Annotated in this window: 10 protein-coding genes; 5 read left to right on the top strand and 5 right to left on the bottom strand. The window is 36.4% G+C overall.

Going from position 1 to position 13,160, the window contains the following annotated elements; translation table 11 throughout:
* Positions 1-21: 21 nt before the first annotated feature.
* Positions 22-3,039 carry a tetratricopeptide repeat protein gene (locus I6U49_RS08875; RefSeq protein WP_198628408.1) on the bottom strand — a complete coding sequence of 1,006 codons (3,018 nt, stop codon included), beginning with the start codon at positions 3,037-3,039 and terminating at the stop codon, positions 22-24.
* Positions 3,040-3,199: 160 nt separating this feature from the next.
* On the opposite strand from I6U49_RS08875, the gene I6U49_RS08870 reads away from it, so the two are divergent.
* A complete protein-coding gene (locus I6U49_RS08870; protein WP_193712194.1) occupies positions 3,200-3,883 on the top strand; it encodes a cell division ATP-binding protein FtsE in 684 nt (227 codons plus the stop codon).
* A 124-nt stretch (positions 3,884-4,007) separates the two neighbouring features.
* Here I6U49_RS08870 and I6U49_RS08865 read toward each other — a convergent pair whose 3' ends face one another.
* From I6U49_RS08865 to I6U49_RS08855, 3 genes are all read right to left on the bottom strand, one after another.
* Positions 4,008-4,268: a YgjV family protein gene (locus I6U49_RS08865; protein WP_193712193.1), complete on the bottom strand. Its 261-nt coding sequence runs from the start codon at positions 4,266-4,268 to the stop codon at positions 4,008-4,010.
* Positions 4,269-4,413: 145 nt separating this feature from the next.
* Positions 4,414-6,213 carry a translational GTPase TypA gene (typA, locus tag I6U49_RS08860; RefSeq protein ID WP_193712192.1) on the bottom strand — a complete coding sequence of 600 codons (1,800 nt, stop codon included), beginning with the start codon at positions 6,211-6,213 and terminating at the stop codon, positions 4,414-4,416.
* 373 nt (positions 6,214-6,586) lie between these two features.
* Entirely contained in the window at positions 6,587-7,072 is a 486-nt protein-coding gene (locus I6U49_RS08855) for a DinB family protein (protein ID WP_198628407.1), read from the bottom strand.
* Between the two features lie 146 nt (positions 7,073-7,218).
* On the opposite strand from I6U49_RS08855, the gene kdsA reads away from it, so the two are divergent.
* The 4 genes from kdsA to I6U49_RS08835 all read left to right on the top strand — a co-directional run bounded on the left by kdsA (position 7,219) and on the right by I6U49_RS08835 (position 12,024).
* Positions 7,219-8,037 carry a 3-deoxy-8-phosphooctulonate synthase gene (kdsA, locus tag I6U49_RS08850; RefSeq protein ID WP_198628406.1) on the top strand — a complete coding sequence of 273 codons (819 nt, stop codon included), beginning with the start codon at positions 7,219-7,221 and terminating at the stop codon, positions 8,035-8,037.
* Positions 8,038-8,350: 313 nt separating this feature from the next.
* Positions 8,351-9,505, top strand: a complete 1,155-nt coding sequence (locus I6U49_RS08845) for a hypothetical protein (protein WP_232804681.1) — start codon at positions 8,351-8,353, stop codon at positions 9,503-9,505.
* Positions 9,506-9,528: 23 nt separating this feature from the next.
* A complete protein-coding gene (locus tag I6U49_RS08840) occupies positions 9,529-11,154 on the top strand; it encodes a BCCT family transporter (RefSeq protein WP_198628405.1) in 1,626 nt (541 codons plus the stop codon).
* A 12-nt stretch (positions 11,155-11,166) separates the two neighbouring features.
* The gene (locus tag I6U49_RS08835) at positions 11,167-12,024 is read left to right on the top strand and encodes a universal stress protein (protein WP_193712188.1); all 858 of its coding nucleotides are present in this window, start codon (positions 11,167-11,169) and stop codon (positions 12,022-12,024) included.
* A 188-nt stretch (positions 12,025-12,212) separates the two neighbouring features.
* On the opposite strand, the gene I6U49_RS08830 is transcribed toward I6U49_RS08835, so the two are convergent.
* Positions 12,213-13,043: an endonuclease/exonuclease/phosphatase family protein gene (locus I6U49_RS08830; protein WP_198628404.1), complete on the bottom strand. Its 831-nt coding sequence runs from the start codon at positions 13,041-13,043 to the stop codon at positions 12,213-12,215.
* Positions 13,044-13,160 lie beyond the last annotated feature (117 nt).

Genomic DNA, 13,160 nt, shown 5'->3' with positions numbered 1-13,160 from the left:
AATGTTAGATTGAAAGTTGAATTAGTTGTTTGCTTCTACCGAAGAATTGGTTTTGGCCGCTTCTGTCTTTATTCTGGCTAGCTCCTGCTTTGCTTCCTGTACAATTTCAGGATAGTTTTGGAAGTTTTTAATTACATTTTCCAAAATATAGGTAGCCTGGTAGGTGTCGTTTAACTCGTAGAAGTTATCGGCCATTAATACCAAACCTTTAGCTCCCCAGCGTTTATAACCCGAAAAATCTTTGGCTAAAATTTGAATCGCAGCGTTAGAAGCTTCGTAGTTACCGCTTTCATTTTTAAAATAGGCATCATAATATAAAGCTTCAGCCGCCAGTTCCCCTTTAGCCGTTTTTTGTACTTCGGCATACGCGCTTTTGGCTTTACTCATATTACCAGACGCAAATGCCGCACGGGCCACAATTACCCTGGCATCATTACGGGCCTCTGAATCTGACTCTGAATTAGCCAAAACTTTGTCGGCGTAATTTGCCGCTTTCCCAGGCTGGTCTAATTCCAAATAGGATTTCATCAGGTTTGATTGAGCAAAAATTATATTCTGTTCAGAACTGGCTTGTTTTTCTAGCTTCTCTAAATAACCAACGGCTTCACGGTAATTTTCATTTTCAAGCAAGATTTCAGATAATCTTGAAAGAGCCTGCTCGGTAAATTCATTCTTAGGTTTATCGGCTACAACTCTATAATTTGTTGCTGCCTTCGCTTTATTTCCGTTTCGGAAATATAACTGACCCAAGTAAAAATTAGCATTTATGGAATGAATTCCGTTAGGGAAACGTTGCAGGTAGTTTTCAAAACCGCTAATTGCCCTGTCATACTCATTATTGAAATATTGATTTTCGGCCGACTCGTAGGTAGTGTTATCCAAATCGGCATCGGTTACTTCCACAAAATCTATATTCTGTACCCAGTTTGCATATTCATCTGTACGCCCAAGATCTACGTACACCATTCTTGCAGTAGATACTGCTTGCATAGCTTCGGGTGTATTCGGATAATTCTGTACTACTGTCTTTAGCCTTTCTAAAGCCCGGTTTCCATTATCGGAATTATAATGAATTAAGGCCTGTCGCAACATGGCTTTAGGCACAAAAGCACTTTTAGGAACTTCCCTAATAAGCCTATCGTAAGCCGATAAAGCCTGGCTGGTATTATTTGCTGAAACATAGGTGTTTCCCAATTCATACATAGCGTCATCTCTGTAAGAAGAACGTGAATATTGATTTATAAAGTTTTTAAGTTCAGAAATTTTAGTATCTCTTCTATCTATAAACCCATAACTCATAGCTTTTTGGAAAGCAGCATAATCGTTAGTTCCACTCAACGAAAGTGCCTTATCGTAGGCTTCAATTGCCGGCCAATACTGGCTGCTTACAAAATAAGTATCTCCCAAACGCAATAAAGCATCATTTCTACGGGCTACCTCATTAGAACTATTTTCAGCATAACGCTTAAAGAATTCTATAGCTCGCGCGTATTCATTCTTTTTAAAGTAGGCATAACCAAGGTTATAATCAAGGTTGTTCAATTCTTCTGTTCCTCTTGCAGCACTCATCCCTGAAAATTCGCGATATCCAAGAATGGCATCGTCAATTCTATTGATGTTGTATTCACTTTCAGCCTTCCAAAAAGTAGCTTTGGCTGTTATTTTTTGGTCCCTGGGTTCAGAAAGTGCTTTTTCAAAATTTAAGATAGCATTTTCATAATCGCTTTCTTCATAAAGCTGAAGACCATAGTAGTAAGCAACTTTCTGGTAGGCCTGCTTATCGCTAAAGTTACGGTTGTTCTCCAACAAACGCATGGCTTCTTCAAAATTGCCCGAAGTAAGGAAAGAATCAATCAGCAAGCTTTCCATAGCCTGTCTATTCTCAGACTCGGGATATTTTTCTATATAATTAATCAATACCTGTGACGGACTTTCGTAGCTATTCCCAATCTCGTAACTCAGTTTACCGTAATTCATATACGCATCTTCCTGAATTTGCGGGTTAAAATTCATCTCGCTGGCATTTTTAAAAGCATTTAAAGCCTGCTGTTTTTGATTGGATTCTAAATAAGACTGCGCCAGGTGATAATATGCATTTTGGGCAATTTTATTTTTTCCATCTATAATTTTATTGAATTCAGAGATGGCATTTTCATAATCGCCCTGTTTATAATAAGCATAGCCCAATTGATAATAATCGGTATTATTCCACCTTCCTCTTTCCCCATCATATTCTTTTAAGTAAGGTAAGGCTTGTTCATATTGTTCTAAATTGAAATAACTCTCGCCAATTATTTTATTAAGTTGAGAGCGTTCTATACGATTAGAGCTTTGTAATTGTGCATTTGCCAATTTTATAGCTTCTTCAAACTTACCCAGTTTAAAGTTCATGTCGGCCTGGAAATAAGAAAGGTCTTCACTATACCTATCGTTGCCACTTACAGCTTCAAAATTTTTATTGGCTTCTTCATAATCATCGCCCTCATAGGCCATATAGCCCAGGTAATATTTAGCCTGGGAGCCAAATTCTTTAGAGTCTCTCACCCTTTCTAGATATTTACGAGCCTGGTCGTATTGTTTAGCTCTAAAGTAAGCATAGCCATTATTAAAGTAGAAGCGCTGCTTTTCGGCACGGCTCATACTATTTTCATCAACTTTATTGTACCATTTACGGGCCAGGGAATATTTTCCGGTTTGGAAATAATAATCGGCAACATCGCGATAAGCAGAATTGGTCTTTGTACTGGTAGGATACCTACTTACAAAACGTTCCATTAACCTATCGGCTCCCGGTTGGTTTAAGCGAACGGCTGCATTAGCAATGTAATAAGCACAATCCCCTTCAATTTTTTCATCTTCTGTTTGCTCTTTAACTTCATCGAATAAATTTTGAGCTGCCAGAAACTGCTGATTATTGTACAATTCAAGTGCTTTATTGAATTCGGCCAGATCGTGCGTATAATTGGCCGATCGCTGAGAAATGCCGTTAAAAGAGAAGCATACTAAAACAACAAACAGTAAAATTTTGTTAGGTGTCATTTATAAATATTTAAGTTGATGATTCAAAGATAATTTAAACCTTCCTTTATTAACGCCCATATAAAGTGATAATTATGTTAATGTAAAAAAAAGTGAACCGGCAGCTTTTGAAAAATGTATATTTACCTATATTTTTAACCCAAACAAAGCCTAGATTTTTATGTCTAATACCGTCCTGGAATTAAAAAATGCTGCCATTTATCAGCGTGAAAGCCTAATTTTATCTGAAGTTGATGTAGAAATCAATAAAGGTGATTTCGTTTACCTTATTGGTAAGACCGGTACAGGGAAAAGTAGTTTTATGAAAACACTTTACGGAGATTTACCACTTACCGAAGGTGAAGGGAATATTGTTGATTTTAATTTGCGAACACTTAAAGAAAAAGATATTCCTTTTCTTAGAAGAAAACTGGGTGTGGTTTTTCAGGATTTCAAGCTTTTAACCGATAGAAATGTAAAAGACAACCTGCTTTTTGTTCTGAAGGCCACCGGCTGGAAAGACAAAAAAGCTATGGATCATAAAATAGATGAAGTTTTGGATAAAGTAGGAATGAAATCTAAAGGCTTTAAATATCCTTATCAGTTATCTGGAGGCGAGCAGCAGCGAGTAGCTATTGCTCGAGCGCTTTTAAATGATCCCGAGCTTATTCTTGCCGATGAACCTACCGGGAACCTCGATCCGCAAACCTCGGTGGAAGTAATGGAGGTACTTCAGGATATAAGCAAAAACGGAAAAACTATTCTTATGGCCACGCATGATTATGCGCTACTATTAAAATATCCTTCCAAGACTTTAAAATGTGATGGACAGCGCGTTTTTGAAGTGGTTCAAAAATCGGTTTAAGCTTACCTAAAATCAGAGAGGGAATATATTGATGTTCTATTAAACCCTAATTAAGAAAGGCTCCATAAATAATAAATAGAGCAATTTTAAAAAATCTTAAATTCTACGTTACAAAAGTAGGCGATTAAGGTTTCACCTCATCTTCTTTAAGCCTTTCCGGCCTTCTATCTATAACGAGGTAATAAAAGTTTACAAAAACAATTATACCATTGGCAATAATTACAGGCCAGGATTTTATTAAAATTCCATAGATAACAAATAAAATACAGCCCAGTGTATTTATAATTCTAAGCTTTATGATATTTTTCATAAAGAAAGAAATAGCAATAAAAAAGGAAGAAAGATAACCAATCCACTCTGTAAGACTAATCCCTAAAAATTCCATATAAAAAAGAGTTTGTTTAAAAGTTCTTTAAACGTCAACCTGAACCTGCCCAAGCTTTCAGGTGGGCATGTTTCAGCTTCTAAGGTATTAAATTTAGAATAACGATTATTGAAAATTTTTAAACAAACTCTTTACTACCAGATAATTATACTATTTTGTTTCTCTTACGTTCGTTTTCGGTAAGATAAATTTTACGCAATCTTAAATGACTGGGAGTTACTTCTACATACTCATCTTTTTGAATATATTCTAAAGCTTCTTCTAAAGAAAACTTTCTTGCAGGAACAATCTTCGCTTTATCGTCTGCACCGGCAGAGCGCACATTGGAAAGTTTCTTGGTTTTGGTAATATTCACAGCCATATCATCCTGGCGGGAGTTCTCACCAATTACCTGCCCTTCATAAATTTCTTCTCCCGGATCTACGAAAAACTTACCTCTATCCTGAAGTTTATCTATAGAATAAGGAATTGCTTTTCCGCGTTCCATAGAAATTAAAGAACCATTAAGACGTTCTGGAATTCCACCTTTTAATGGTTGATATTCTTTAAACCTATGTGCCATAATTGCCTCACCCGCAGTAGCAGTAAGCAATTGGTTACGCAAACCTATAATTCCTCTAGATGGAATCATAAACTGAATAATCATTCGTTCGCCACGGGTTTCCATGCTAAGCATTTCGCCCTTTCTTGTGGTTACCATCTCTACAGCTTTCCCTGAAACTTCTTCAGGTAAATCTATAGTTAACTCTTCTATAGGCTCACATTTCTCACCATCAATTTCTTTGATAATAACCTGTGGCTGACCAATTTGAAGCTCATAACCTTCCCTTCTCATAGTTTCTATTAAAACCGAAAGGTGCATTACCCCACGTCCATAAACCAAAAACTTATCGGCACTATCGGTTTCCTCGACTCTTAATGCAAGATTTTTTTCTAACTCCTTGGTAAGTCTTTCTTTAATATGTCTTGAAGTTACAAATTTCCCATCTTTCCCAAAGAAAGGCGAATCGTTAATGGTAAAAAGCATACTCATTGTAGGCTCATCGATAGCAATAGATTCAAGACCTTCAGGGTTCTCAAAATCAGCAACAGTGTCACCAATTTCAAATCCTTCCAGACCAACCAAAGCACAAATATCACCTGGTTGAACTGCTTCTACTTTTTTACGGCCAAGACCTTCAAAAGTAAATAGTTCTTTAATTTTTGTTTTTTTAAGGCTACCGTCACGCTTTACAAGCGAAACCTGCATTCCTTCTTTTAATTCTCCTCTTTGCAATCTTCCAATAGCAATTCTTCCGGTAAAAGAAGAAAAGTCTAAAGAAGTAATAAGCATTTGGGGTGTTCCTTCCTCGATCTTCGGTGATGGAATATGTTCCAAAACCATATCAAGAAGTGGCTCTATATTTTCTGTTTTATCATTTGGATCGTTGCTCATCCAATTGTTTAAGGCAGAACCATAAACCGCTGGAAAATCAAGCTGCCATTCTTCAGCCCCCAATTCAAACATTAAATCAAAAACCTTTTCGTGTACCTCATCTGGCGTACAATTAGGCTTATCTACTTTATTCACCACCACACAAGGTTTTAAACCTAAATCAATAGCTTTTTGTAAAACAAAACGTGTTTGTGGCATTGGGCCTTCAAAAGCATCTACTAAAAGTAAAACCCCATCGGCCATATTCAAAACCCGCTCTACTTCTCCACCAAAATCGGCGTGACCGGGAGTATCAATAATATTAATTTTAGTGTCTTTATAAACTACAGATACGTTTTTAGAAGTAATGGTAATACCACGCTCCCTTTCCTGATCGTTATTATCAAGAATAAGATCTCCTGTATTTTGATTTTCCCGAAATAAACGGCAGTGGTACATAATTTTGTCTACCAGGGTAGTTTTACCATGGTCTACGTGTGCGATAATCGCGATGTTTTTGATAGCTGTCATATAAGCGCCTAATTTTTTAAGGCTGCAAATGTACGGCAATTTTTAAAGATATAATTAACTTACACCACTTATTCAAATAAAATATTTAATAGCAAACCAACTGTAAATCAAAGCTTCATTTAAAAACAGGTATCCTATAATTAGGAATTGGCTTTCATTTTTCTGCAAAAGAAAAAGGCAAAATAGATCACAGAAATTGTCCCAAAACCTATAGCCAATAGAGGTTCTTCGGGTCTCTGGTAAATAAAGAAAACGGTGACAGACACCATTATTATTGCATTTAACAGGAAACGCCTGGTTGTGTAACAATTACTAAATTATTCCCTAATACCAGCCATTTTTTTTCTGAAAGTACAGGGTTTAAAACCAGTCTTTAACTTTCATCAGCCGATGGGCCATAGGTAGCCGGCACGGGAATATCTAAAAGTCTAAAATACACCCCTAATTGCGCTCGGTGGTGGGGCAATTGGTTAAACACCATCATTCTTAGCACACTATATTTTGGCATATCCATTAAAACTTTCCCATCCTGAATCATTTTCCAATTCTTTTCGTATTCTTTGTCCGGTTTACGTAAAGAGGCTTCAGCTTCTGCAGTATTATTTTGCAAAACTTCTAGAATTTCTTCTACAGTCCCAAAATCTGGAGCTTTGTAGCCTGACAAATCCATATCGTCCATTTCCATAGTTCCGGTAATCCAACTGGGAATTTCAGCAAGGTGATTGGCAAGTTGCCTTATAGACATAGACTTTTTATGTGGTCGCCAACCCATCTTATCTTCAGGTATTCTTTTTAAAAATTTCTCGGTAAGCACCACTTCGTGCTGCAGCTCTGATATAAGGATGTTTTGAAGTTCCATAGTTTAAAAAATTAACATAGAAAATTACAATAAAAATTCGTTTTTAGTTCAAGTTCAGTCAATTAAATTCACTCGGGAAAACGCGTATTTTTTGAATTGCTCCTACCGCTTAATTCCACTATATTTGCAAAACCAATTCTTTTTTTATGAAACTTGACAAAATCCCGCAGTTAAAACATATAGACTCCAATAATTTCTTTTTACTTGCCGGGCCATGCGCCATAGAAGGCGAAGAAATGGCACTAAGAATTGCCGAAAAGGTGGTGAAAATTACTGATAAGCTGGAAATTCCTTACGTTTTTAAAGGATCTTTTAAAAAGGCAAACCGCAGCAGAATTGATAGTTTTACCGGAATTGGCGATGAAAAAGCTTTAAAAATTTTACGAAAAGTTTCTGAAACTTTTCAAATCCCAACTATCACTGATATTCACGAGATTAGTGATGCGAAATTAGCTGCCGAATATGTAGATGTGCTTCAAATTCCGGCTTTTCTGGTAAGGCAAACAGATTTGGTTGTGGCCGCTGCAGAAACCGGAAAAGTAGTCAATTTGAAAAAAGGGCAATTTATGAGTCCTGAAAGTATGAAGCACGCGGCAACAAAAGTTACCGACTGCAATAATGAACAGGTTATGATTACCGACCGCGGAACCATGTTTGGCTACCAGGATATGATCGTAGATTTTAGGGGAATCCCCACCATGCGAGAGTTTGCTCCTACTGTTTTAGATGTTACCCATTCTTTACAACAACCCAACCAAAGCAGTGGCGTTACCGGTGGAAGACCGGATATGATTGAAACCATTGCCCGCGCAGGAGTGGTAAATAATGTAGACGGCTTATTTATTGAGACTCATTTTGATCCTGCCAATGCTAAAAGCGACGGTGCCAACATGTTAGATCTTAAACACCTGGAAAAACTTTTAAGTAACCTGGTAGCTATAAGGAAGACGGTCAATAAATTATAATCTAAAATTTGCCGGAATTTATTTGCTATAAAAATTATTAAAACAACTTTCCCGGCTTGTTATAGTAATAAAGCCATAAGATATATTATAAAATGATTTCCAACCTTCAATTTGGAATATAAGTCTTTCTTTTACAAATAAATCCTCTAAGGCAAGCCCCGAAAGATTAAGTAGCGATGATTGGTTAAACAAAACCCATAGCTATCTTAACTGTACTTTTATTAAATTAAATAAAAGTTAATCTAATTGGTTATTAGGAGTTTTCATTTTAATTTAAGTTAATTTGATGCCAAACCAAGCAAAAATAACCTTAATGAAAACCCAACGAATGTTAGAGAGTTTCTTCTCTTCCAATTCAGTATTAGCTATTTTTTGTTTTTTTATAATAGCTCCTTTATCTGCGCAGGAAGAACCCGAAATTTCTGTGGGTGGTGCCCTACGATACAATTACAACCTATCTTCCTGGAAATCTGGCCAAAAAGCTCGCGGTGGAGATTTTGGATATGATATATTCAGAATAAATTTTAATGCAAAGTATAAAGGAATTTATCTAAATGCTGAATATCGTTTGTATTCAGATGCTTTTGGAGGTGGTGTGATGAAACAAGGCTGGATGGGTTATAAATTTAACGATTTAGACGAAATACAAATTGGGTTAACCCAGGTACCATTTGGCATTCAACAATATAACTCCCACAATTGGTTTTTTAATCTCACCTATTATGTAGGCCTTGAGGATGACCACGATATGGGTGTAAAATATATTCACGCCGGTAAAAAATATGAATATCATTTAGCATTCTTTAAAGGTGCAGAAGAATTACAATTTGGAAGTAATACCGAATCTTCTACCAGCCGCTATTCTTATGATGTTGTAGGAAGAAACAAGGAAATAAACCAATTTAACGGAAAATTTGTTTACAAATTTGGCGAGAAAGCAGCAAACCGACTGGGAGTTTCGGGGCAATATGGCGGTCTTTATAATTTAGACACCAAAAAAACAGGAAACCATTATGGCCTGGCTGCGCATTATGAGATAACGCAAAATCGATGGAATTTAAAAGCACAGGCACTAACAGCGTCACATAATCCCGAAAACGCTGAAGGAGAAAGTAGAGATGCCCTGGCTTTTGGAGCTTACGGCGCTCCATACCAGGTTGCCGCCGATTTTAACCTGTATTCCCTGGCAATTTCAAGAAATGTACCTGTTAACCTGGGCCCTATTTCAAACCTGGAATTCTATAATGATTTTGGGTATATGCAAAAACATCATAAGAATTTTACCGATTCCTATATGAACGTTACGGGTGTTTTGGTTACCGCCGGCCAGGTTTATACCTATATTGATTATGCAGCAGGTTATAACCATTCCTGGTTGGGAGGCGATTTTGTAGATGATTTTGCAGCAGGCGTTTCCGATGCTAAATGGGAAGCAAGATTCAATATAAATATAGGCTACTATTTTTAATTTAATTTCTGAAAACCAATTATATGGCTAAAAAAGTTACAAGAAGCGATGAAAAAAAATCAATCTTTGGATTAGAAGTAAACGGACCCGTTTTCTTTATTTCCTCTTTTATCATTATTGCAAGTATAGTTTTAACCCTGGTATTTGAAAAGAAAGCCGAAAGTGCTTTTACCAACATCCAAAATACCGTGGCTAATAATGCCGACTGGTTTTTTATACTATGCGTAAATTTATTTTTAATTTTCCTCTTCTATCTCGCAATTAGTCCTTTTGGAAAGATGCGCATAGGTGGACAAAAAGCCAAACCAGAATTTAAAGTGCTATCCTGGTTTGCTATGTTATTTAGTGCCGGAATGGGAATTGGCTTACTATTTTTTAGTGTAGGAGAACCCATTATGCACTTTACAGAACCGCCAAGAGAAGCTGCCGGTACTGTTGCCGCGGCTAAAGAAGCAATGAACTTTACATTTTTACACTGGGGTTTTCACGCCTGGGGAGCTTATGCCCTGGTAGGTCTTGCCCTGGCATACTTCACCTATACAAGAGGATTACCGTTAACTATTCGCTCTATCTTTTACCCTTTTTTAGGCGATAAAATTTACGGAAAAATAGGTGATACTATAGATATTTTTGCTGTTTTGGCAACTCTTTTTGGACTGGCCACTTCGCTTGGTTTTGGAGTAGAACAAATTGCTTCAGGTTTAGCTTATGTTTTTAATATTCCCAGCGGGATTACCACTCAAGTGATTTTAATTGCAGGAATTACCCTGGTAGCTACGGTTTCTGTAGTACTAGGTGTAGATAAAGGAGTAAAGTTTTTAAGCGAATGGAATATGCGTGTAGCTTTAATTTTATTAGGTCTGGCACTCATATTAGGCCCTACCATTTTTATATTTAGATCTTTTGTTGAAAATACAGGCAGCTATTTATATAATTTTATTGAAATTTCTACCTGGAGCGAAACCTTTACCAATACTTCCTGGCAAAATGACTCGACTGTTTTCTATTGGGGCTGGTGGATTGGATGGTCTCCATTTGTGGGAATGTTTATTGCCCGTATCTCTAAAGGAAGAACCATAAGAGAGTTTATATTAGGTGTTTTACTTGTTCCCTCCCTGGTAACATTCTTCTGGATGTCGGCTTTTGGAAGTGTAGCAATACAAGATGCCATAGGTGGTGACATGAACATTGTAAACGCCGTTAACGATGATATAGCCACAGCTCTATTTGTATTTTTTGAAGATTACCCCCTTTCTATGGTAATAAATGTGGTAGCCGTTATTCTTATTGCAGGTTTCTTTATTACCTCTTCCGACTCCGGTTCATTGGTAATTGATAGTTTAACTTCGGGAGGGAAAATAGACGCCCCAAAAGGCCAACGTGTATTTTGGGCCGTGACCGAAGGTACTGTAGCCGCTGTTTTACTTATAGGCGGTGGTTTACAGGCATTACAAACAGCCACCATTGTAACAGGGCTCCCCTTTGCCTTTATTCTGCTGGTAATGTGCTATTCACTTTACAAAGGTTTAAAAGAAGATCATTTAGAACTGCAGGAAAAGAAAGAGCAAAAAGAGATGGAAAACTACGAAGAAATTGTAAATGAGATTGTGAAGAAAAGAAATTTAGATAAAAACAAAGAACAACATTAAAAAACAGGCATTATGGAGAAATTCAATAATATTCTGGTTGCCTTAGACCTTTCAGATATTGATAATACCCTTATCAAATACGCCGCGTTTCTGGCAGAGACTTTAAAGGTTGAAAAGGTATATTTTGTGCATAACATAAAAAAGTACGAAATAACCGCATTATTTCAGGAACAATTAAAAGATATTAATCTCGATGAAATTATTGGGGATGAACTTAATGAAAAAGTAGAAAGCCTATTTACCAGCAAAGTAGATTGGGAAGTCCTCATTTCTGAAGACCCCTATACTGAATCCCTAATCAATTATATTACCAATAAATATTATATTGATTTGGTTATTGTTGGAAATAAAAAGAAAACAAAAGGCACAGGAATAGTTAGCAGCAAACTCCTTAGGCTGCTTAAGTGTGATATTTTGTCCATTCCAAGAGATTTTTCTGCGCAAGTAAACAATATTTGGGTAGGAACAGATTTTTCCCGGGAGTCTAAAAAGATATTCAACATAGCACAAATGCTTCGGGAAGCAACATCATCGCCTATAACTGCTGCCCATGTTTATTCGGTGCCGGTGCAGTTTTCACCATATATTCCTAAGGAATCCATGGAGCCTAAAATTGAAAAACATATCAAACAAAAAAGTGAAAAATTTCTAAGTAAACTAACAAATAAAGAGGGAATAAATTCACTTATTATCCCCGGAAGGGATTCTAGTATAGCCAGCAATTTACTGGAATTCGCAAAAAAGAATAAGGTTGATATTTTAATTGTTGCCGATAAAGGAAGTAATAATATTTCAAATCTTTTAGTAGGAAGTGTAACCGAAGAACTTTTTGGAGAAAGGCCAGAAATTCCATTATGGATTTCTAAATAAAGGTGATAAATAGTGCTACGGAAAAATTCTTAGGTACTAAACAAAGTTTAATGCCAGGTAACTGTTAGTAACATACAAAGTAATACCTCGTGCCCTACCACGAGGTATTTTTTTGAGTTGCAATCTTTTAAATTTGATTAAGAAATATATTCCAGAATAATGCCAGCACAAGGAACTCCTTTTTTAATTCATTTAATTTCTAATACCACAAAAACCGGCAAATGATCTGAGGGGTATTTTAAATCTTTGGAATCGCTTAAAACGGCGTATTTCTTTACGTAAATATTATCTTTTGAAGTAAAGATATAATCTATTCTACGTGTTACTGCTTCTTTAAAATTATAAGCATTAAAAGTACCTTCTGGACCAAAACGAAGCGCTGCCACTACCCTGGTGTCGTTCATCTTTTCTGATAAAAATTGAATTGCACTGCTTTGCGGCTCCAGGTTAAGATCTCCCATTAAAATAACAGGCAGGCCTTCTTTATTTAAAGCTGAAATTTTCTCCCAAATAAGCTTCGCACTATTTTCCCTTGCTTTTTTCCCAATATGGTCAAAATGTGTATTAAAAACCCAAAAGTTTTTACCTGAATTGAGCTCTTTAAATTTAGCAAACGTACATATACGCTCCATAGAAGCATCCCAACCCACAGATATTTTTTGTGGTGTTTCTGAAAGCCAAAAAGTATCCTCTTCCACAACTTCAAAAGCTTCGCTATTATAAAAAATGGCACTAAACTCTCCGGCCTCCCTACCATCGTCCCGTCCTACTCCAACATATTTATAAGTATCTATTTCAGTTTGAAAATGCTTTAACTGCCCCAGCAAAGCTTCCTGAACCCCCATAATGTCGGGTTTGTAAAACTTTATCTGGTTGGTAATATGCTCTTTGCGCTGAGACCATGAGTTTTCACCATCATTTTCATTGGCATATTTAATATTGTAAGACATTACTTCCAGTTCCTGGGCTGAAAGCTTCAGGCTAAGCAGCAGGATAAAAAGACTAAAAAAGATACGCATATAAAGAATTGTTTTTACAAAGTTCCGAAAACAATTGTTTCCGATTTCAGTTTAAATTTCCCCTAAATGTATAAATAATAATATTTTTTTATTTACTTTGTTTTTCAAAGTACTTTA

It is taken from the genome of Salegentibacter maritimus (genome assembly GCF_016236915.1).
Lineage (GTDB): Bacteria > Bacteroidota > Bacteroidia > Flavobacteriales > Flavobacteriaceae > Salegentibacter > Salegentibacter maritimus.
Note: the sequence above shows the minus strand (reverse complement) of the source record. Positions and strands in the feature narration are given on the sequence as shown.